The 21,457-nt window shown below is 66.4% G+C and carries 17 protein-coding genes and 1 pseudogene; 9 read left to right on the forward strand and 9 right to left on the reverse strand.

Features of this window, described 5'->3' with window-relative positions:
• Positions 1–142: 142 nt before the first annotated feature.
• Positions 143–955, reverse strand: coding sequence for a hypothetical protein (locus AO501_RS37405; protein WP_156452765.1), 813 nt, complete (start codon positions 953–955; stop codon positions 143–145).
• Between the two features lie 380 nt (positions 956–1,335).
• On the opposite strand from AO501_RS37405, the gene AO501_RS24730 reads away from it, so the two are divergent.
• The 9 genes and pseudogenes from AO501_RS24730 (at position 1,336) to AO501_RS24765 (ending at position 11,269) form a co-directional block, all read left to right on the forward strand.
• Positions 1,336–1,920 (forward strand): helix-turn-helix transcriptional regulator, encoded by a 585-nt coding sequence (locus tag AO501_RS24730; protein ID WP_055580224.1) that lies wholly within the window; start codon positions 1,336–1,338, stop codon positions 1,918–1,920.
• Complete coding sequence (locus AO501_RS37410) at positions 1,921–2,436, forward strand: hypothetical protein (RefSeq protein ID WP_156452766.1); 516 nt, start codon at positions 1,921–1,923, stop codon at positions 2,434–2,436.
• A 358-nt stretch (positions 2,437–2,794) separates the two neighbouring features.
• Positions 2,795–4,126 carry an adenylate/guanylate cyclase domain-containing protein gene (locus AO501_RS24735; protein WP_055580225.1) on the forward strand — a complete coding sequence of 444 codons (1,332 nt, stop codon included), beginning with the start codon at positions 2,795–2,797 and terminating at the stop codon, positions 4,124–4,126.
• A gap of 50 nt (positions 4,127–4,176) precedes the next feature.
• Positions 4,177–4,746 (forward strand): HdeD family acid-resistance protein, encoded by a 570-nt coding sequence (locus tag AO501_RS24740; protein ID WP_156452767.1) that lies wholly within the window; start codon positions 4,177–4,179, stop codon positions 4,744–4,746.
• A gap of 83 nt (positions 4,747–4,829) precedes the next feature.
• Positions 4,830–6,299 carry a cytochrome ubiquinol oxidase subunit I gene (locus AO501_RS24745; protein WP_055580226.1) on the forward strand — a complete coding sequence of 490 codons (1,470 nt, stop codon included), beginning with the start codon at positions 4,830–4,832 and terminating at the stop codon, positions 6,297–6,299.
• A gap of 23 nt (positions 6,300–6,322) precedes the next feature.
• On the forward strand, positions 6,323–7,363 hold the full coding sequence (gene cydB, locus AO501_RS24750) for a cytochrome d ubiquinol oxidase subunit II (protein WP_055580227.1): 1,041 nt from the start codon (positions 6,323–6,325) through the stop codon (positions 7,361–7,363).
• An 80-nt stretch (positions 7,364–7,443) separates the two neighbouring features.
• Positions 7,444–9,016 (forward strand): annotated as a pseudogene (gene cydD, locus AO501_RS24755) (thiol reductant ABC exporter subunit CydD); the annotation flags it as partial.
• A 3-nt stretch (positions 9,017–9,019) separates the two neighbouring features.
• On the forward strand, positions 9,020–10,663 hold the full coding sequence (gene cydC, locus AO501_RS24760) for a thiol reductant ABC exporter subunit CydC (protein WP_231752603.1): 1,644 nt from the start codon (positions 9,020–9,022) through the stop codon (positions 10,661–10,663).
• A 114-nt stretch (positions 10,664–10,777) separates the two neighbouring features.
• Positions 10,778–11,269 carry a hypothetical protein gene (locus tag AO501_RS24765; RefSeq protein ID WP_055580230.1) on the forward strand — a complete coding sequence of 164 codons (492 nt, stop codon included), beginning with the start codon at positions 10,778–10,780 and terminating at the stop codon, positions 11,267–11,269.
• Here AO501_RS24765 and AO501_RS24770 read toward each other — a convergent pair.
• The 8 genes from AO501_RS24770 to trpB all read right to left on the reverse strand — a co-directional run bounded on the left by AO501_RS24770 (position 11,266) and on the right by trpB (position 21,444).
• Entirely contained in the window at positions 11,266–14,055 is a 2,790-nt protein-coding gene (locus AO501_RS24770) for a TIR domain-containing protein (protein WP_055580231.1), read from the reverse strand. The genes AO501_RS24765 and AO501_RS24770 overlap by 4 nt on opposite strands.
• A 2-nt stretch (positions 14,056–14,057) precedes the next feature.
• A complete protein-coding gene (locus AO501_RS24775; protein WP_055580232.1) occupies positions 14,058–14,924 on the reverse strand; it encodes an acyl-CoA thioesterase II in 867 nt (288 codons plus the stop codon).
• A gap of 4 nt (positions 14,925–14,928) precedes the next feature.
• Entirely contained in the window at positions 14,929–16,347 is a 1,419-nt protein-coding gene (gene pyk / locus AO501_RS24780; protein ID WP_055580233.1) for a pyruvate kinase, read from the reverse strand.
• Between the two features lie 154 nt (positions 16,348–16,501).
• A complete protein-coding gene (locus AO501_RS24785; protein WP_055580257.1) occupies positions 16,502–16,915 on the reverse strand; it encodes a DUF2752 domain-containing protein in 414 nt (137 codons plus the stop codon).
• Positions 16,911–17,348, reverse strand: a complete 438-nt coding sequence (locus tag AO501_RS24790; protein ID WP_055580258.1) for an NINE protein — start codon at positions 17,346–17,348, stop codon at positions 16,911–16,913. The genes AO501_RS24785 and AO501_RS24790 overlap by 5 nt, the downstream gene beginning before the upstream one ends.
• A 114-nt stretch (positions 17,349–17,462) precedes the next feature.
• A complete protein-coding gene (locus AO501_RS24795; protein ID WP_063892917.1) occupies positions 17,463–19,373 on the reverse strand; it encodes a prolipoprotein diacylglyceryl transferase in 1,911 nt (636 codons plus the stop codon).
• Positions 19,374–19,381: 8 nt separating this feature from the next.
• Positions 19,382–20,191 (reverse strand): tryptophan synthase subunit alpha, encoded by an 810-nt coding sequence (gene trpA / locus AO501_RS24800; protein ID WP_055580234.1) that lies wholly within the window; start codon positions 20,189–20,191, stop codon positions 19,382–19,384.
• On the reverse strand, positions 20,188–21,444 hold the full coding sequence (trpB, locus tag AO501_RS24805; RefSeq protein ID WP_055580235.1) for a tryptophan synthase subunit beta: 1,257 nt from the start codon (positions 21,442–21,444) through the stop codon (positions 20,188–20,190). The genes trpA and trpB overlap by 4 nt, the downstream gene beginning before the upstream one ends.
• Positions 21,445–21,457 lie beyond the last annotated feature (13 nt).

Genomic DNA, 21,457 nt, shown 5'->3' on the forward strand with positions numbered 1-21,457 from the left:
GATCAACCCACCAGCCCAGGAGGCCGACACGACCGCCGCTTAACACCCGATGGACTCATCCGCCTTGACAAGTTCCGACCCGGCGACCTCGAAGGTGAGCAAGGCTACGGCCAGGTGGCGGAATACATGTCCCGGTCCCTAATCACCAATCGGAAATGCGAGGGCGACTAAAGACGTCCTCGGGTGCAGTGATCTTTCTCCAGATCGGAGCAAAGAGCGTGTTATTGAGTTCGGTGATCTCGGCGTAGTCGGTGACGGTCTCCGAGAGATCGAGCCCACGGTCGGCACGTCGCAACCCCGCCATGGTCAAGTTGGCTGACCCCTTGAACGCCACTAGCCCATCGACAATGAGCAGCTTCTGGTGCGGAGCGTCGTAGATGTTCTGCTCAGTCGGGATGACTTTGGCAATCAGCCCCGGCGCTTCGGTTGGATATTCGGTCAACTCGACGCGAGTGCTGGGCTCCACATTCGAGGCGAATCCGTAGACCGGCACTCGCATGCTGGCCATCTTCAGTGCGCCGATCAGCTGGTGACTCATGCCGTAGCTGCAGAAATGGACGAAATACTTGGCACGAGAAACGACTTCGAAGAACGTACGCATCGTTGGCCAAGGGTCTCTACGTGGCCGAACCTTACTGCCACGTGACTCGCGGACGACTTTAGCGAGCGTGGTCGCGTGACTCAGCAAGTCCGCGTGATCGAGCAGCAGTCCGTTTTGCTTGAAATAATCGTGAGTACTGACATTCCATTCCGGCCTCCAGTGCGGATCGCCTTCCAGCTCGATAGCCACGTCGTACTTGACGGCACAGACGCGGCACGCTTCCTCGTTTGGGCGGTTCTTATGGAACGTCGTTTGGGTACATCGCATCAGACCACGACACGCCGGGCAGATATATCGCGGTGGGTCGAAATCCAATATTGACGTGATGTCGAAACCGGGCACGGGATCGATCATGCCCCGTTACACCGACATGTCCCCAGGGTCGTCGCTCTCTACTGGCATCATCCTTCAGGTGGCGTGGGAAGATGCGGACCTAGCTGACGCTCGCCGCGTGCTGCACAAAGACATATTTGCAGTCGTCCAATGGGCCATCGACGAAAAGCAGTTCCGATTGCGGAAGCAAGGACACGCGTTTGCTCTTTACTGCCCATGTGGCGGGCGAAATCCGTTCATCCGCGTCGACGGCACACCCCGGAATCCGACTTGGAAGGCCAAGACGATCCGCAGGTCGGTGAATCGATGCCCTGACCAGCACGAACTGATGGGCCTTCAGTGACGCTTCTCTCCGCTGTTGCGGATTGACAACACCTGGGAGGTAAACGCATCCTTGGGGTATGCCAGACGAACAGGTTTTTGAGTGGATGTTCGTCGTCCCAGAACTCGACGGACCTGCCGACCCCAGGATCGATCTGCTCAATCTACGGTTGGATGCAGTGGTTGAGTCCCACAACGGGTTAAATCTTGTAACCGTCCTAACGCCAGGGATTACAGCGTTGGACGCCGCCAGGGCGGCTATCACTGTGCTACATGAATGCGGCTGGTATGTAGAGCGCAGCTATCCCGACCTGGTCACCCGCGCCGATGTCACCGAACGGACCGGGATGGAGCGGCAGACTATTGACCATTGGATCCGTGGGCAACGCCGGAAGGATTTTCCGCGACCGGTTCATCTCGCGGGTAAGGGCCTGTGGCTGTGGCATGACGTGGCCGAGTGGCTGAATGCTCAGAAGGTTCAGCTTGAAGAAGGCGCCGAGGAAGTCAGCTACCCTTGCCTTGCGGATCATGCGGTCATTGATTCGGAACTCCGAAGTCGGCTCATATGGTCGGTCGTGGCCGTGAACTCCCGTACCGCTTCGCTGGATACGAGCATGATCGCCGCCACGTCGCCTCGGCGCGGCCCACTGGTTGGTGCGGCGTAGGTGAGCACGACGGACGAAAGCAACAACGACACTTCGCATACCGACGAAAACCAGCCAACCCCCGATGGCCTTTCACCCATCAGCCTGTCAATCGACTGGTACGAGCGGCCGGATCCGACCCTGCAGGACCTTGTAAGCATCGCCAACCTAGGCGTCGGCGCCCCACTGACGTTATACCTGCCCTGGGGCGTTGTTTCCGGCCATGCTCATCCTCCCCACGAGTTTTTCGCCGCTGCAGCGGCATCTAACAGATCCGGAGCTCAAGACTCGGCTGATGAGAACGCATCTGAACTCGCTGATGCAGTGGCCAAACGCGCATTCGACCCATGGGCAAGGCCCATTCCCGAGCAAGAACGGCTAAACAGCAACCTGCAGCAGGGCTACGATCTCACGACCTTCATCTCTCTGACCCATGTAAAAGCATGGCTTTCGGGCTCAGCCACGCCGATAGAACACGAGCATCTACGCGTACGGCTTAGCGCCGTGTCCGCGTGGGCACACGGGATGATTCGTTAGCCGCAACGCGTTCAGCCCATCTCGCGCAAGCGCCACCGAACAGCTGATCGACGTGGCTACATTTGGCTACATTCCTAGCTAATCAGCGTTCATCTGGATTGTTCAGCGCTCACGTCGAAACCGCTGTTGATCAGCCTGTTGACGGCGTTGGCCGAGGTCACAGCAACGCGCGATTTGAGTTCGAATCTCACCGAGGGCACATCACCACCCGCAGGTCGCACGGTTCGGCCTCGCGACTGCTCCGCGAGTCTCACCGTCGGCACGGGAATGCCCACGACGATCCTCGTTGTTGACGCCGGTGTAACACCCGGGACGGCAAGACCGCTCGTTTGTCGAGGTCAACAGTTAGGCTTTACCCGTGGGCGCGAAGAGATGCGGAGCCCGATCGGCCGGCGCGGACGGCGTGCAACGCCGGCCGGATTGTGTCGCCGCCGTCCGCTCGCCGGCTCGCGACCTGCGGCAGCACTACGCCGCCAGTGCCGCTCGCCGGGCGCGCATTCTCAATATCGCGGCCTGGATGTCGGTCGTGGTCAGCGCCAGCTTTATCGGCGTGCAGTTCTTCATGGGCTCGTGGATCTGGGAAGTCCTCTGGATCAACATCGCCGCCATGCTGATCTTTGCGATCGTTCCGTTGCTGCACCGCTTCGGGGAGCTGGTGGCGCCGCTGACGTTCATCTTCACGGCGTACACCACGGTCTTCGCCAGTTGCTGGGAAGTCGGCACCGGCTCGGGCGCCAAACTGTTCTTCCTGGTCGGTGCCTGTCTGGTGGTGCTCGTGCTGGGTATCGAGCACATCGTGCTGGCCGGCTTCCTGGCCGCGCTGTCCGCCGCTCTGGTCATCACCGCCGAGCTGCTGATCCCCCGGGACACCGGCCTGCAGCCACCCTGGGCGCAGACGACAGGCTTCGTCATCACCACCCTCTCGGCATGTGTCGTGGTGGTGGTGACTGTCTGGTTCGCCCTGCGTGACACCGCACGGGCCGAGGCGGCGATGGAAGACCAGTACGAACGCTCGGAAGCGCTATTGGCCAACATGCTGCCCGCGAGCATCGCCGAACGCCTCAAAGAACCAGAGCGACGCGTCATCGCGGACAAGTACGACGAAGCCTCGGTGCTCTTCGCCGACATCGTCGGTTTCACCGAGCGCGCCAGCAGCACACCGCCGGCCGAGCTGGTCAAATTCCTGGATCGCCTGTACAGCGCCTTCGACGAACTGGTGGACAAGCACGGGCTGGAGAAGATCAAAGTCAGCGGCGACTCCTACATGGTTGTCAGCGGCGTTCCCCGGCCCCGGCCCGACCACGTCCATGCTCTGGCGAACTTCGCTCTGGACATGGCCGACGTCGCGGCCGCGCTCAAGGACCCGCACGGCCGTGCGGTTCCGCTGCGGGTCGGCCTGGCGACCGGCCCGGTGGTGGCCGGCGTCGTGGGCTCGCGGCGCTTCTTCTATGACGTCTGGGGTGACGCGGTCAACGTGGCGTCCCGGATGGAATCCACCGACTCGGTCGGCCAGATTCAGGTTCCCGACGAAGTCTATGAACGCCTCAAGGACGATTTCGTATTGCGCGAGCGCGGCCACATCGACGTCAAAGGCAAAGGCGTGATGCGCACCTGGTATCTGGTCGGTCGCAAGACGCCGGAGGAGGCCGCGGACCTGCGGACTGAGGACGCCGAAGCCGCGCACGTCTGAGGTCAAAAGCCCCTATCGGCCGAACCACCACATGCGCCACACTGGTGCTCATGGAAAACAGTTCCGCAACGTTGCCTGCCCCGAGTTTGTTGCCCCATCTCTGGAAGACCACGCTGATTTCGGGCGTTTTGTCACTGGTCGTCGGCGTCGTGATCGTGGCGTGGCCAGGTATGTCGGTGCTGGTCGCCGCCGTCGCGTTCGGCGTCTACCTGCTGATCACCGGCGCCGCGCAGGTGGCCTTCGCCTTCGCGTTGCACGTCTCCGCGGGCAGCCGCATTCTGCTGTTCATCAGCGGCGCGGCGTCACTGATCCTCGCCGTGCTGGCGTTTCGGCATTTCGGCAATGCCGTTCTGCTGCTTGCCATTTGGATCGGGGTCGGCTTCATCTTCCGAGGTGTCGCGACGACGGTCTCGGCCATCAGCGATCCGGCTCTGCCCGGCCGCGGCTGGCAGATTTTCATCGGCGTGATCAGCCTGCTTGCCGGAATCGTGGTGATGGCCTCCCCGTTCGAGTCGATCATCACCCTGGCTCTGGTGGTCGGCGTCTGGTGCATCGTCATCGGCGTGTTCGAGATCGTGTCGGCCTTCGGTATCCGCAAGGCATCCCAGAACCTCAGGTAATTAGTCCGCCGATTCACTGAAGTTAGCGGTGGCCAGCCACAACTACTACACTCTGTCGTAGATGCACCCTCGGGAGTAAACAGATGAACGTCGTCGACATATCGCGGTGGCAGTTCGGTATCACGACCGTCTACCACTTCCTTTTCGTGCCGTTGACCATCGGCCTGGCCCCACTGCTGGCGATCATGCAGACGGCGTGGGTGGCCACCGGCAACGTCGCGTGGTACCGGCTGACGAAGTTCTTCGGCAAGTTGTTCCTGATCAACTTCGCGATCGGGGTGGCGACCGGGATCGTGCAGGAATTCCAGTTCGGCATGAACTGGAGCGAGTACTCGAAGTTCGTGGGTGACGTCTTCGGTGCTCCGCTGGCCATGGAAGGCCTACTCGCGTTCTTCTTCGAATCCACCTTCCTGGGTCTGTGGATCTTCGGCTGGAGCAGGTTGCCGCGCCTGGTGCACCTGGCCTGCATCTGGATCGTCGCGATCTCGGTGAACGTGTCCGCGTTCTTCATCATCTCGGCCAATTCGTTCATGCAGCACCCGGTGGGCGTGCACTACAACCCCGAAACCAAACGGGCCGAACTGAACAGCATCGTGGCGCTGCTGACCAACAACACCGGTCTGACGGCGTTCAGCCACACCGTCACGGGCGCGTTGCTGACGGCGGGCACGTTCGTTGCCGCCGTCAGCGCGTGGTGGTTGGTCCGGTCGCAGACCACCACGGTCGACCCGGGGACCCGGGCCATGTACCGGCCCGCCACCGCGCTGGGCTGCTGGGTGGTGCTGCTGGCCACCGTCGGCCTGTTCTTCACCGGCGACCACCAGGGCAAGCTGATGTTCCAACAGCAGCCGATGAAGATGGCGTCGGCGGAATCGTTGTGCGACACCCAGACTGATCCGGATTTCTCCATCCTGACCGTCGGCCGGCAGAACAACTGCGACGCGCTGACCCGGGTCATCGAGGTGCCCTACGTGTTGCCTTTCCTCGCCGAAGGCAAGACCGAAGGCGTGACGTTGCAGGGCGTGCGCGACATCCAGAAGAACTACGAGCAGCGCTTCGGGCCGAATGACTACCGCCCCAACCTGTTTGTCACCTACTGGTCCTTCCGCGCGATGATCGGGTTCCTGGCCATCCCGGTGTTGTTCGCCTTGCTGGCGCTGTGGCTCACCCGCGGTGGGCGGATTCCCGACCAGCGGTGGTTCGCCCGGTTCGCGCTGCTCACCATCCCGACTCCGTTCCTGGCCAACATCGCCGGCTGGGTGTTCACCGAAATGGGCCGGCAGCCATGGATTGTGGCGCCCAACCCCACCGGAGACCAGAACGTTCACCTGACGGTCGCTGCCGGCGTCTCACACAACACGTTCGCCATGGTCGTCACCTCGCTGGCCACCTTCACCCTGGTCTATGCGGTGCTGGCGGTCATCTGGTTCTGGCTGCTCAAGCGCTACATCGCCGAAGGGCCGCAGGAGCACGACGCCGAACCGGCCGCACCACCGCCCGAGGACCAGGACTCCGATCAAGAGCAGGTCAAGACCCTGTCCTTCGCCTACTGACAGAGCCCGAAAGGAGCTGACACGTGAACCTTCAACAGTTGTGGTTCGGCCTGATCGCGGCGCTGTTCCTCGGCTTCTTCGTCCTCGAAGGGTTCGACTTCGGGGTGGGCATGCTGATGGAGCCGTTTGCGCGGGTGAGCAAGGGCGACCGGGAAGCGCACCGGCGCGCCGCGCTGAACACCATCGGCCCCGTGTGGGACGGCAACGAAGTCTGGCTGATCACCGCCGGCGCGGCGATGTTCGCGGCCTTCCCGGGCTGGTATGCCACCGTGTTCTCGACGCTGTACCTGCCGCTGTTGGCGATCCTGTTCGGCATGATCCTGCGCATCGTGTCGATCGAGTGGCGCGGCAAGGTCGACGACAACAAGTGGCGGGGCTGGGCCGACTTCGGCATCGCGGTCGGGTCGTGGCTGCCCGCGATCCTGTGGGGAACGGCTTTTGCGATTCTGGTGCGAGGCCTGCCGGTGGACGCCGACGGTCAGGTCAACCTGTCGATCGGCGATGTGCTCAACCCCTACACCCTGCTCGGCGGCGTCGCCACCGCCGCGCTGTTCCTGTTCTACGGCGCACTGTTCGTCGCTCTCAAAACCGCCGGCGGCATCCGCGACGACGCCCACCGGTTCGCCCGCTGGTTCTCACTGCCGGCCACCGCACTCGTTGCGGGGTTCGGGGTTTGGACGCAACTGGCCTACGGCAAGGATTGGACCTGGGCGGTGCTGGGCGTGGCAGTGGTCGCCCAGCTGGTGGCGGTGCTGCTGGCGTGGCGGCAGGCATCCGACGGATGGGCCTTCGTGTCTGCGCTGCTGGTGGTGGCGAGCGTGGTGGTGCTGTTGTTCGGCGCGCTCTTCCCGAACCTGGTGCCGTCAACGCTGAACAGCCAGTGGAACGTCACGATCTACAACGCCTCGTCGACGCCCTACACGCTCAAGATCATGACGTGGGTCGCGGCGATCATGACGCCCCTGACGGTGGTGTACCAGGGCTGGACGTATTGGGTCTTCCGGCAACGCATCTCGGCTGACGGAATACCGCCGTCGATCGGTCTGACCAGGCGCCCGTCCTGAGCGAGAAAGGCTCTCGGGCACCGCTGGACCCACGACTGTGGCGGGCATCGGGCGCGCTGCGTCGGTTTCTGGCCGCCGAGGTGGCCTGCGGGGTCGTGATCAGCGGCTGCGCAATCGCGTCGGCGATCGTCCTGGGAAGCACCGTCGCGCGGGTGGCCACGGATCCTTCCACACGTAACCTGCGCAGCTGGCTGGGTCCACTGTCGATCCTGTTGGCGCTGTGGGCTTTTCGAACCGTCACCCACTGGCTGCAGGCGCGGCTGGGACAGCGGGGCGCCAGCGCGGTGATCGCCGACCTCAGCGGCCAGGTGCTGACCGCGGTGACCGCCCGTCAGCCCAGCGAACTGGCAAACCAGCGTGACGCCGCTGCGGTCGTGGTCACCCGCGGGCTGGACGGCCTGCGTCCTTACTTCACCGGGTACCTGCCCACCCTGCTGCTGGCCGCCATTCTGACGCCCGCCACCGTAGCCGTGATCGCGTGCTACGACCTGAAATCGACGCTGATCCTGCTGATCACGCTGCCGCTCATACCGGTCTTCATGGTGCTCATCGGCCTGGCGACGGCGCAGCGATCAGCGGCCTCGCTGGCTGCCATGACCACGCTGCAATCCCGCCTGCTGGACCTGGTCGCCGGCATTCCCACGTTGCGTGCCCTGGGCCGCGCGTCGGGGCCCGAGCAGCGTATCGCCGAACTCAGTGCCGCCCATCGCCGTTCGACGATGGCAACCCTGCGGATCGCGTTTCTGTCGGCCCTGGTGCTCGAATTGCTGGCCACCCTGGGCGTTGCGCTGGTTGCGGTCGGCATCGGCCTGCGACTGGTGTTCGGCGAGATGAGCCTCACCGTCGGGCTGACCGTGCTGCTTCTGGCGCCGGACGTGTACTGGCCACTGCGGCGCATCGGGGTGGAATACCACGCGGCACAGGATGGCAGGGCCGCAGCCGACAAAGCTTTCTCCCTCATCGGCGAGCCGGCGCCTGCGGCTCCCCAAGCCCGGACGGTCAGCGCACGCGGGGCGCAGATCCGCATCGAGAACCTCAGCGTGGCCGGGCGGGACGGTTACTCGCCGCAGCACCTCGACGCGGTCATCGAGCCCGGCACGGTGACCGTACTGACCGGACGCAACGGCGCAGGCAAAAGCACGACGCTGCAGGTGATCGCCGGTCTCACCACGCCGTCCTCGGGGCGTGTCACCGTGGCCGGAGTCGACATCGGCGAGCTGGAGCCGGCTCAATGGTGGCGCCAGGTCTCATGGCTGGCCCAGCGACCGGTGCTGATACCGGGCACTGTCCAGGACAACCTGGAGCTGTTCGGCGCGCTCGATGACCTCGAGAGTGCTTGCCGGGCGGCTGGATTCGATACGGTGCTGGCCGAGTTACCGGCCGGGCTGGACACCGGACTGGGGCGCGGAGGTGTGGGGCTGTCGCTCGGGCAGCGCCAACGGCTGGGTCTGGCACGAGCTCTGGGCTCGCCGGCGCCGGTGCTGTTGCTCGACGAGCCCACCGCGCACCTGGACACCGACACCGAGCAACGGGTGCTGGCGGCCATCGCCGCGCGCGCCCGCGCCGGCGCGACGGTGGTGGTCGTCGGACACCGCGAGCCCGTGGTTGCCATCGGCGACCGGGTTGTCCACGTGGTCGCCGGGAATGAGGCGCTCTGTGCGCCGGTCTGATCAACTCCTGAACGCCGCAGACCTGTTGCGGCCCCGACTCCCCCGCCTGCTGGGCGCCATCGCGCTGGGAGTGCTGGCGCTGGGCAGCGCGCTCGCGCTGGCCGGAATATCGGCGTGGCTGATTACCCGCGCCTCGCAGATGCCGCCCGTGCTCGACCTGTCCGTCGCGGTCGTCGCCGTGCGCACCTTCGCGATTTCCCGTGGCGTCCTGCGCTACTGCGAGCGACTGGTCACCCACGATGCGGCGTTGCGGGCTGCCGGCGCGGCACGTGCGCAGATCTATCACCGGCTGGCCACCGGACCCGTCGCGAGTGCAGTCCGGCTGCACAGCGGGGAATTGGTTGCCCGAGTCGGCGCCGACGTCGATGCGCTGGCCGACGTCCTGGTGCGGGCACTGGTACCGATCGGTGTCGCGGCCGTGCTGTCGGTGGCGGCCGTCGTGGTCGTCGGATTCATCTCGCTGCCCGCGGCGGCGGTGCTGGCGGTATGTCTGCTCGCGGCCGGTGTGGTGGCGCCCTGGCTGGCGGGACGGGCTGCCGCAACGCAGGAAGCGGTTGCCCGCCAGCATCATTCGGAGCGGGACACCGCGGCCATGCTGGCACTCGAACATGCGCCCGAATTGCGCGTCGCCGGCGCTTTGCCGAATCTCATCGCCGAATCGCAACGACAGCAACGCTATTGGGGCACCGCGCTGGACGCCGCCGCCAGGCCGGCCGCCGTCGCCGAGGCCGTACCGACCGCGGCTGTCGGAGTCAGCGTGATCGGTGCCGTGGTGGCCGCGTTGGGGATGGCGCCCACCGCTGCCCCGACGACACTGGCCGTACTGATGTTGTTGCCGCTGTCGGCATTTGAGGCCACCGGCGCGCTCCCCGCCGCTGCGGTGCAGTTGACCAGGTCGCGGATTGCGGCACGCCGTCTGCTGGAGTTGGCTCCGCCCGTGGCCGAGACCGGCACGGAGATGGTTCCGCTGCCAAGGCCGTCGGGGCGGCTGTTCGCGCGCGTCACAGCCGGCCACGGGGCAACCCGCACCCATGACGCCACAATCGACCTGCCGCCCGGCGCGAGGATGGCCGTGACCGGCCCCAGCGGCTCGGGCAAGACGACGCTGCTGATGACGATGGCCGGGTTGCTGCCGCCCGTCCAGGGACAGGTGACCCTGGACGGAGTCGACGTGCAACGGATCCGGGAAGACGAATTGCGCCGCGTTGTGAGCTTCTTCGCCGAAGACGCCCATATCTTCGCCACCACGGTCCGGGACAACCTGCTGGTGGCCCGCGGCGACTGCGACGACGACAAGCTCACCGCGGCCCTGACATTGGTGGGTCTGGGTGAGTGGCTGTCCGGACTGCCCGACGGCCTGTCCACCGTGCTGACCGCGGGGGCTCAGGCGGTTTCGGCCGGCCAGCGTCGACGGTTGTTGCTGGCCCGGGCGGTGGTCTCCCCCGCGTCGATCGTGCTGCTCGACGAGCCCACCGAACACCTCGATGCGGCCGACTCCGACCGCATCCTGTCGGAGTTGTTGTCAGGCGACAGCGAACTGATGCCCGCCACCAGGACGGTCGTGGTGGCCACCCATCATCTTCCCGCGGACATCGATTGCACGGTCACAGCTGTCGCCGGCGCGGCATGAACTCTGGCGACAGCAGCACGAAAGGTTGACGGTTGTCTCATTCGCATCTCCCCACACTCGAGCTGCGTCTACCGAAAGCGTTACGCCTGATCAGGTCGGGTTTAGGATCGGAGCGTGCCAGCAAAACGTTTCGCCGCAGCCGTCGTGGTGGTTTCAGCAGCCGCTGGTTTGACCTGCGGTTGGCCTGCCGGCGCGATTACCCCCCGGATTGCGCCCGTCGCGTTCGGGACGCCGCTGCCACTCGACCCGGCAGCCGACTTACCAACTGCCAGCCAACTATTCGACCTACTGAATGCCCTGCAGGATCCCAACGTGCCGTTCTCGGACAAGAGCCATCTCGTTGAGGGCGGCATCAGCCCCATGGAAGCTCACCTGGCCGATAGCCGTCTCAAACAGGCTGTGGCACATGGCGAGTTGCCACTGAAGGCCACGGTGACCAACATCGTGTCCACCGGCGCGAACACGGTGTCGGCCGATGTCATGATCTGGGGCCCCAAACTGACTCCGGTGACCCAGAACCTCACGTTCGTCAACCAGGGCGGCTGGAAGATCTCCCGCGCCTCCGCGGTGACGTTGCTGCAGGAAACCGGCGCCGCCAGAAGCTAATCGGGTGCTATAGGAAGACCCGGGCACACCGTGCGGTAGCCGATATCCGGGGACACCCAGTCCCGCCACTGACGGTTGCTCATGTTTGCAGTGATCTTGTCGCACAACAACTCTGGCCACGCCGTGGGTCCCGGCCAGACCCGTAGCGTCTGGTCCTGACTGCCCGAGGCGATGCGGCGGCCGTCGGGACTGAACGCGACACTGGTGACCACCCCGGTGTGACCGGTCAACGGGGAGCCGACCGCCGATCCGGTGCCCGCATCCCACAAGCGGACGGTGTGATCGGCGCTGGCGGAAACGATGTGCCGCCCGTCCCGGCTGTAGGCCACCGCCCGCACCACCTCGGTATGGCCGGTCAGGGGCGCACCGATCGGCGCGCCGGTGAGCGCGTTCCACAGTCGTAGTGTCTTGTCCCAACTGGCGCTCACCACACGCGTCCCGTCGGGGCTGAACGCCACACCGCGCACGGGTGCGCTGTGTCCGGTCCACGGCCCACCGACGGGTGCACCGGTCTGCGCGTCCCACAGCCGCAGTGTCTTGTCCCAGCCCGCGGAGACGATGCGCCGCCCGTCCGGGCTGAACGCGACCGCCTCGACGAAGCCGGTGTGCCCGGTCAAGGGATTGCCGACCGCGGCGCCGGTGGCGGCATCCCACAACCGCAGCGTCTTGTCGGTGCTCCCCGAGGCGATGTGCCGCCCGTCCGGGCTGAACGCCACGCTGGTCACGGCGCTGGTGTGCCCAGTCAGGGGCGCACCGACCGGCGCGCCGGTGGCGGCGTCCCACAGTCGCAACGTGTTGTCGTCACCGCCGGAGGCGATGCGTGTTCCGTCGGGACTGAACACCACACTGGTGACCTTGTTGGTGTGCCCGGTCAGGGGTGCACCGATCGGGGCGCCGCTGCCGGCGTCCCACAATCGCACGGTGCCGTCGGTGCTACCGGAAGCGATCCGCCGCCCGTCCGGACTGAACGCCACACTCTCGACGCCGCTGGTGTGACCGGTCAGAGCCAGGCCGAGCGGCGCGTCGATGTTCGCGTCCCACCACCGGACGGTGTCATCGTTGCTGCCCGAGACGATGCGCCGCCCGTCCGGGCTGAATTCGACGTCGAACACCGGGTTGCGATGCCCGCTGAGCGGCGCGCCGATCGCCGCGCCGGTCCCGGCGTCCCACAATCGCACCGTGTCGTCGGCGCTACCGGAGGCGATACGTTGCCCGTCTGGGCTGAACATCACGCTGAGCACCTGGTCTGTGTGCCCGACCAACGGCGCGCCCACCGGGGCTCCGGTGCCGACGTCCCATAGCCGCACGGTGCCGTCCCAGCTTGCCGAGGCAAGGCGGCGCCCATCGGCGCCGAACGCGACGTCGACGACGTCGTCGGTGTGGCCGGTCAATGGCGGTGTGGCAGCGGTGCCGGTTGCGACGTTCCACAGCCGCGCTGTGTTGTCCGTGCTGCCCGAAGCGACTCGTCGCCCGTCCGGGCTGAAGGCGACTGAGGTGACCTGGTCGGTGTGCCCGAGCAGAGGCGAGCCGATCGGGGCGCCGGTCGCCGCGTCCCACAGTCGCACGGTCTTGTCCCAGCTGCCCGACACGATATGGCGACCATCCGGGCTGACGGCGACTCCGGACACCGCGTCGGTGTGCCCGGCCAGCGGGGTCCCGACCGGCGCGCCGGTGGCGGCGTCCCAGATCCGCACCGTGTCGTCGCGAGCGCCCGAGACGATCCGGCTTCCGTCGGGGGTGAAGGCGACACTCGACACGGCTTCGGTGTGGCCGACCAGGGGTGCCCCGAGGGACGCCCCGCTTCCGGCGTCCCACAACCGCAGCATGTTGTCGCTGGCCGAGACGATGCGCCGGCCGTCCGGGCTCAGCGCCATCACGCCGGAGGACGGGGCCAGCGGAAAGATCTTCAGGGTGCTGCGCCGCGCGACCAGCGTGTCCAGCAGAGCGCCGAGTTCGGTGGCGGGCGCGATCACCGGGGCGGCGAGTATCTGCTGGATCGCCCGCACGTCACCGCCGGGCGCGATGCCGGCCAGCATCGTCTGAGCCTGCGAGGTCAGCTTCAGCGACACCGCCTGGTCGCGCTGACGCAAGGCCTGTTGACGCTGGTGCACCGCTTCGCGTTGTTGGACGACGGCGAACACCGCCGCGAGCACGGCCAGCACCGTCAGCACCGCCATCCCCGCGATCGCGGCTGCCCGCAGGCGGCGGAACCGCTGCCGCTCGCGCAGATCGTCACTGGCCAGCTGGTCTTTGGGCACGCCGTGGATCGGTGCCGCCAGAGCGGTGATCTTCTCCCGCAGCAGCGCCGCGTGCGGATTCCACGGAGCGTTGTCACTGACGTCGATGAAGAACGGCTCGGCCGGGAGCACACCGGGTTCGGTCAGCACCGGCAGCGCGGCGTTCGACACCTCGGGATCAAACCGCTGATGCTCGGCACCCCAACTCAATTGGCCACCGGCGAGCACGAGCAGCAGCCGGTCGCGTCCGCCGCGCTCGAGCCAGTAGCTGACTTCCCGGTTGACCCAATAGGATTCGGCCGCTTTGGGCGAGAGCACCGCCACCAGGAAGCGGGACCGGTCCAGCGCGTCGGTGATCTTGCCCCACAGATCGGGGCTGACGGTCAGGTCGGTGTCGTCCCGGAACACCCGCAGCGCCCGAAGCTGGCCGAGCCGGCGCCCGATGCGGTGCAGCCCTTGCTGGATGCCGGCGGCGGCCTGGCGGTCGTGACGCGTATACGACAAGAAGGCGTCGTAGTCGCGGGTGCGCGGCGCCGGAGCCGGGGGCACGGTTATCGGCTCGGTGCGGGGAAGTACTTCAGCACGCCCTCCTGCACGACCGTGGCGATGACCTGCCCGGAGCGATCGAAGAAGTGCCCGCGGCCCAGTCCGCGCGAGTCGGCGGCGACGGGCGATGACGTCGAATACAGCACCCAGTCGTCGAAGTCGACCTGGCGGTGAAACCACACCGAGTGATTGGCCGACGCCGCGAAGATGCGGTCGTATCCCCAGGACAGTCCGTGGGTGGTGATCACCGAGTCCAGCACCGTGGTGTCCGAGGAGTACAACATCGTCGCGGTGTGCAGCACCGGATCGTCGGGCATCGCACCCGATGCCGTCAGCCAAACCCGGTTGTAGGCAAGGCTTTCGCCCTTGTCCCGCATCACCCAGGACGGGTCGTTGGTGTAGCGCCAGTCGACCGGCTGCAGCGCGTTGACGAAGTGCGGGAGCGTCTTCTCATATCCGCGCAGAAGGTCGCTCAGGGACGGCACCGATTCCGGTTCGGCGACCTCCGGCGGCTCGACGCCGTGCTCGAGACCCCGCCCGCCGGCCATGTACGAGATCATCGCCGTACACAGCAGCCTTCCGTCCTGTACCGCATCGACGCGGCGGTTGGCGAAGCGCCGCTCGTCACGCAATGGCACCACATGGAATTCGATGTCTTTGTGGGTGTCGCCGCCGTTGATGAAGTGCACCGACAGCGCGCTCGGCGGCAGGCCTGCCCGGAGCAGCGTGCGGGTGCCGGCTACGAACGACTGCGCCACCAGCTGACCACCGAACGTTCGCATCGGGTTCTTGCTGGGGTGAGATCCGACGAATCGGTCCTCGGCGACACGATTGAGGTCGAGTATCGCCAGCAATTCGTCGAAGTCGGACACGCTGTTAGACGTCGTCCTCGCCGATACGGTGCACGTGGATCAGGTTCGTCGAGCCGACCGTGCCCGGAGGCGCGCCCGCGACGATGACCACCAGATCGCCGCGCTTGTAGCGCCCGAGTTCGAGCAGGGACTTGTCCACCTCTCGGATCATGCCGTCGGTGGTCTTCATGTGCGGAACGATGAATGTCTCGGTGCCCCACGTCATGGCCAGCTGGCTGCGCACCTCCGGCAGGTCGGTGAATGCCAGCAGCGGCAGGGGGGTGTGCAGGCGGGCCAGTCGCCGGACGGTGTCGCCGGACTGGGTGAACGCCACCAGGGCCTTGGCGTCCAGCCGCTCGCCGATGTCGCGCGCGGCGTAGGAGATCACGCCCCGTTTGGTGCGCGGCACGTGCGTCAGGGGCGGCGCGGCGGTCGAATTCTCCTCGACCGCGCACACGATGCGCGACATCGTCTTGACCGCCTGCAGCGGGTACTTGCCGACGGAGGTTTCGCCGGAGAGCATCAGCGCGTCCGCGCCGTCCAGCACGGCGTTGGCGACGTCGGAGGCCTCAGCCCGGGTGGGCCGCGAGTTCTCGATCATCGAGTCGAGCATCTGGGTCGCGACGATGACCGGCTTGGCGTTCTCCCGGGCCATCTGGATGGCCCGCTTCTGCACCAGCGGCACTTCTTCCAGCGGCAGCTCGACGCCGAGGTCACCGCGGGCCACCATCACAGCGTCGAACGCCAGCACGATGGCCTCGAGATTGTCGATGGCTTCGGGCTTTTCCAGCTTGGCGATCACCGGTACCCGCCGCCCGACCCGGTCCATCACTTCGTGGACCAGTTCGACGTCGGACGGCGAACGCACGAACGAGAGGGCCACCATGTCGACACCCAGCTTGAGTGCGAACGTCAGGTCCTCGATGTCCTTCTCGGACAGCGCCGGGGCGGAGACGTTCATCCCGGGCAGCGAGATCCCCTTGTTGTTGCTGACCGGACCGCCCTCGACGACCTTGCACACCACGTCGTCGCCTTCGACGCGGTCGACGATGAGCCCGACCTTGCCGTCGTCGACGAGCACCCGGTCACCGGGCCTCGCATCCTCTGCCAGCCGCTTATAGGTGGTGGAAACGCGGTCGTGGCTGCCTTTGCAGTCGGCGACGGTGATGCGGACGGTCTCGCCGTCGGCCCAGTAGGTGGGCCCGTCGGCAAAACGTCCGAGTCGGAGTTTGGGGCCCTGGAGGTCGCACATGATGCCTACGGCGCGGCCGGTGGCGTTGGAGGCATTGCGGACGCGCTGGTAGGCGGCTTCGTGATCCGCATAGTCGCCGTGACTGAAGTTCATTCGGGCGACGTCCATTCCGGCTTCAACCAGGTCACGGACTAAATCGTCGGTGGGGGTGGCCGGCCCGAGGGTGCAGACGATCTTTCCGCGTCTAGTCACGACGACAAAGCATAGTCGCGCCGGCTGGCATCAGCGTGACTGGAAGGTGCGGCGCGCGTCGCGGGTTGAGTCGCGAGCGTGCGGCCAGCTTCACGTTCGACGCCGAGCGTGCGGCCAGCTTCACGTTCGGCGCGGAAGGTGCGGCGCGCGTCGATCAGCCGCTCAGGACCGTCGGCACCAATGGGAAGCCGGGCAGATTGCGCACCACCGTCCATGCCGTCGCCGCGATCACCAGCGTGATCGTCGTGGCTACCGGCAACCACGATCGGCCCCTGAACCGCCGCACCAGGATCCAACCGGCCACCAGCGGGATCACGACGAGCGCGAAGGCATTGTCGTATACGGCGGCTGAGAGATGACCGTGCAGCAGATCGTGGGTCATTCGGAGCCCACCGCAGGCCGGACAGTTCCAGCCGGTGAGAAATTTGAACGGACACTGCGGATAAACCGAATCCGGCTGGTGCGGATCGGCGAAACCGATATACGCCAGCGAGCCGGCCAACAGGACAGCCGATCCTGCGGCGATGATCTTCTTCGGCGCAGCCGGGGCCCGCGGGTCAGGTTCAATCACGCAACGGACGACCCTGGGGATCGGTGACTTTGTCGGTGAGGATCAGCACCGCGTCGATGATGCCCCACACCCAGGCGCCCAGCCCGCACGTCACCCAGCCGACCAGCAACTGCGCTACGCCCAGCCCAACATGCCCCGCATAGATTCGCCCGACGCCGACGAAACCGAACAGGCCGAGCAGTTGCAGCAGGCCCGCGACGGTCTTCGACTTGTCCGAATACGGTTGCCCGGTGACGGGGTGTCGGCCGTACGGCGCCGACGGGTCGTAGCCGGCCGCGTACTGCGGGTACGGCTGGTAGGGCGGCGGAAATGGCGGCGGCGGGTACCCGGAATCCTGCGGCGGGGAGCCAGGATCGCCGGCACCCGGCCACGGCTGCTCAGTCACGGTTTCAGCATGCCAGATACGGCGGGTGCCCGCCCACCGCCACATCAGCAACATCAGCCACTCTGGCACCGCGACAGAACGCATATGATCCGCTGAAAGTTGATATCACCGGCGATATCAGAACCGTTGCGGTGCAACGGACCTCGCGAGCGTGCTTCGCTAACGCTGCCTCCGGAGGCGGAGTCGCCAGCGCTGACGCGCGGTGCCGGCGCTCTCTTCCGTGGCGGTGTCCGGCGCCGGGGGCGCGGGCTCGTCGTCACCCGTGGACTCAGGCTCAACCGCAGCGGATTCGTCGGCTACAGCCTCGGCGGTCTCGGGCTCGTCCGGCACGGGCTGGGCGGCCTCGTCCTCGGCGGTGGGCTCGTCGGCTTCTCCGGCGGCGGGCTCGGCCTCGTCGGCCTCGGCGGATTCGTCGGCTACAGCCTCGGCGGTCTCGGGCTCGTCCGGCACGGGCTGGGCGGCCTCGTCCTCGTCGGTGGGCTCGTCGGCTTCTCCGGCGGCGGGCTCGGCCTCGTCGGCCTCGTCGGCCTCGTCAGTTTCGTCGGCTTCCTCGGCGGCAGGCTCGGCTGGTTCAGCTTCGGCCTCGTCGGTCTCGTCAGCTTCGACCTCGTCGGCTTCCTCGGCGGCAGACTCGGCTGCTTCAGCTTCGACCTCGTCGACCGCGTCGACTTCCTCGGCATCGGCGTCAGCCAATTCCGGCTCCGCCTCGACCACCGCTTCGTCGGTGTCCTGAGGCACTGTGGGGGCGCCACCAAGCAACGGGTGACCAGCCGACTCGGCATCCTCGACCACCGGTTCCATCGCGTCGATGTCCGGTAGCTCGTCGACCTCGGCCTCGCGAGCTTCTTCGGCCTCTGCGACGGCTTCTTCGGCCTCGTCAGCAGACTCGTCGGCCTCCTCGGCTTCGGCCTCTTCGAGGATCTCAGCCTGATCGGACTCACCGGCGTCACCTTCGACCGTCTCCTCGGCGACCGCGGCCTGCGCTTCGGTGACTTCCGGCTCCGACTCCTCCGGCTCGCCGTCATCGGCTGCCGCCGGTTCATCTGCACCAGCCGTGGATTCCTCGTCGCCCGCGGCTTCGCCATCGCCCACGGCAGCCGTTCCCGCGGCTGTCGCCGCAGCCGAGGTGGCCGCGACGCTCGCCAGCTCCGCTTCGGACTCTGCCGGCTCGGGCTCCAAAGCTTCGTCCGCTTCGTCGGCCACGCGCCCGCGCAACAACGCCGGGTCTTCCCGGCCCTTCGGCGCCAGGATGATGTAGACGACCGCGGCGATGAAGACGAACGTCGACGTGAAGGTGTTGATCCGAATGCCCGCGATGTGTGTCGCGGTGTCATCGCGCAGCAACTCCACGGCGAATCGCCCGACGCAATACAGCGCGACATAGGACGCGAACAGCCGCGCGTGGCCGAGGGTCAAACGCCGGTCCAGCAACAGCAACAGGCCGAATACCACCAGGTTCCAGATCAATTCGTACAAGAACGTGGGCTGCACGACGAGCGCCACCTGCCCCGTCGAGACGCCGTCCAGCGAGTGGACGTCGACGTAGCCGGCAGGGTCGCGCCGGTAGAAGATCTCCAGGCCCCACGGCACCGTGGTTTCGCGGCCGTAGAGCTCCTGATTGAAATAGTTTCCGAGCCGACCGATGGCCTGCGCCAACACCACTCCGGGAGCCACCGCGTCGAGGAACGCGGGCAACGGGATCTCGCGCCGCCGGCAGCCGATCCAGGCACCCACCGCGCCGAGCGCCACCGCGCCCCAGATGCCCAGGCCACCGTCCCAGATCCGCAGTGCCGCAGCCGTACCGGCGCCACCGGGACCCCAATATGTCTGCCAGTCCGTGGCCAGGTGGTAGAGCCGGCCACCGATCAAACCAAACGGCACCATCCACAAAGCGATGTCGTAGACCACCCCGCGCTGACCGCCACGGGCCACCCAGCGCCGATCCGCGATCAGTAAAGCAACCAGGATGCCGGTGATGATGAAGAACGCGTAGGCCCGAATCGGCAGCGGCCCCAGATGCCACACTCCGCGCGGGGGGCTGGGAATGTAGGCGAGGTACGTCTGGGACATGGGGAACGTCATGCCGACTTCCTCTGGCGCACGCCGGCGGCCAGTTCCTCGGTCAGCGCCCGCAGAGCGGGCAGGCCCTCGCCCAACGCCGACACCAGTGCCGAACCGACGATCACCCCGTCGGCGTAGCTGCCGATCTGCGCGGCCTGCGCGCCCGACCGCACACCCAGTCCGACACCAACTGGTATGTCAGCCACCGCCTTCACCCTTCTCACCAGTTCAGGAGCGGCCGTCGAGACCGCATCGCGTGCGCCCGTCACACCCATCGTCGACGCGGCGTAGACGAATCCGCGTGATGCCTCGACGGTGGCCACCAGACGTTCGGGCGTCGATGACGGCGCCACCAGAAAGATGCGATCCAGACCGTGCTCCTCCGACGCCGCAATCCACTGCGCCGCCTCATCGGGAATGAGGTCGGGAGTGATCAACCCCTGACCGCCGGCCGCAGCCAGGTCGCGGGCAAACGCGTCAACTCCGTAGTGCAACACCGGATTCCAGTAAGTCATCACTACCGCCCGGCCACCCGCGGCACTGATCGCCTCGACCGCGGTCAGCGTGTCGCGCACCCGGACTCCCCCGCTGAGCGCCTGCTCGGTGGCCCGCTGAATCGTCGGGCCGTCCATCCCCGGGTCGGAGTACGGCACACCGACTTCGATGATGTCGCAACCGGATTCGACCAGTGCGGTCATGGCCTGCAGCGATCCCGGCACGTCCGGGTAACCGGTGGGCAGATAACCGATCAATGCCGCCCGGCCGTCAGCCCGGCACGAATCGAACAACGGGCCCAGTCTGCCGGCCGCACTCTGTTGCACCGTCACGACTTGTCCATCAGGCCGAACCACTTCGCGGCGGTCTCCACGTCCTTATCTCCGCGGCCCGACAGGTTCACCACAATGACCGCGCCCCTTCCCAATTCGGCACCCAGCTTCAGTGCTCCGGCCACCGCGTGCGCGGATTCGATGGCCGGGATGATGCCCTCCGTCCGGGACAGCAGGCCGAACGCGTCCATGGCCTCGGTGTCGGTGATCGGTTCGTACTGAACGCGTCCCGCGTCTTTGAGCCAGGCGTGCTCGGGGCCTACTCCGGGGTAATCCAAACCTGCTGAGATGGAATGCGATTCGATGGTCTGTCCGTCCGCGTCCTGCAGCAGGTACGAGAACGAGCCCTGGAACGCACCGGGCGAACCGCCGGTGAAAGTCGCCGCGTGCCGGCCGGTTTCGACGCCGTCGCCGGCGGCTTCATAGCCCACCAGCCTCACACCGGGATCGTCGAGGAAAGCGTGGAAGATCCCGATTGCGTTGGACCCGCCACCGACGCACGCGACCACCGCGTCGGGCAACCTGCCCGCCTGCTGCTGGATCTGCACGCGCGCCTCCATGCCGATGATCCGCTGAAAGTCGCGCACCATGGTCGGGAACGGATGCGGTCCGGCGGCGGTGCCGAAGCAGTAGTAGGTGTTGTCGGCGTTGGTGACCCAGTCCCGAAACGCCTCGTTGATGGCGTCTTTGAGGGTCCGGGACCCGGTCTCCACCGAAACGACCTGCGCGCCCAGCAACCGCATCCGGGCCACGTTGAGCGCTTGACGGGCAGTGTCGACCGCGCCCATGTAGATGATGCACTCCAGGCCCATCAGCGCGCAGGCGGTGGCGGTGGCCACCCCGTGCTGGCCGGCCCCTGTCTCGGCGATGACCCGCGTTTTGCCCATCCGTCGGGCCAGCAGCGCCTGGCCGAGCACGTTGTTGATCTTGTGAGACCCGGTGTGGTTCAGGTCTTCTCGCTTGAGGAAGATCCGAGCCGAGCCGGCGTGCTCGCCCAACCGGGTCGTCTCGTACAACGGAGACGGCCGGCCGGCGTAGTGCGTCTGCAACTTGTCCAGGGTGTCCAGGAAATCCTGGTCCACGCGTTCCTTCTCGTAGGCGACGGTGACTTCCTCGATAACGGCCATCAGCGCTTCGGGCACGTAGCGTCCGCCGTAAACGCCGAAATGACCGCCCGCGTCCGGGTCGTAGTGGGTGCGTTCGACGATGGCGGCGCTGGTACGCGGAATATCCGGGTTCGAGAGGTCAGCCATTACAAAGACTCAG

This window comes from Mycobacterium gordonae (genome assembly GCF_001417955.2).
GTDB lineage: Bacteria > Actinomycetota > Actinomycetes > Mycobacteriales > Mycobacteriaceae > Mycobacterium > Mycobacterium gordonae_B.

Coding starts and splice junctions, on each gene's coding strand:
- AO501_RS37405 (WP_156452765.1), bottom strand. CDS start 955: ATGATCGATCCCGTGCCCGGTTTCGACATCACGTCAATATTGGATTTC.
- AO501_RS24730 (WP_055580224.1), top strand. CDS start 1,336: ATGCCAGACGAACAGGTTTTTGAGTGGATGTTCGTCGTCCCAGAACTC.
- AO501_RS24740 (WP_156452767.1), top strand. CDS start 4,177: ATGGAAAACAGTTCCGCAACGTTGCCTGCCCCGAGTTTGTTGCCCCAT.
- AO501_RS24745 (WP_055580226.1), top strand. CDS start 4,830: ATGAACGTCGTCGACATATCGCGGTGGCAGTTCGGTATCACGACCGTC.
- AO501_RS24790 (WP_055580258.1), bottom strand. CDS start 17,348: ATGTGGCGGTGGGCGGGCACCCGCCGTATCTGGCATGCTGAAACCGTG.
- AO501_RS24795 (WP_063892917.1), bottom strand. CDS start 19,373: ATGTCCCAGACGTACCTCGCCTACATTCCCAGCCCCCCGCGCGGAGTG.
- trpB (WP_055580235.1), bottom strand. CDS start 21,444: ATGGCTGACCTCTCGAACCCGGATATTCCGCGTACCAGCGCCGCCATC.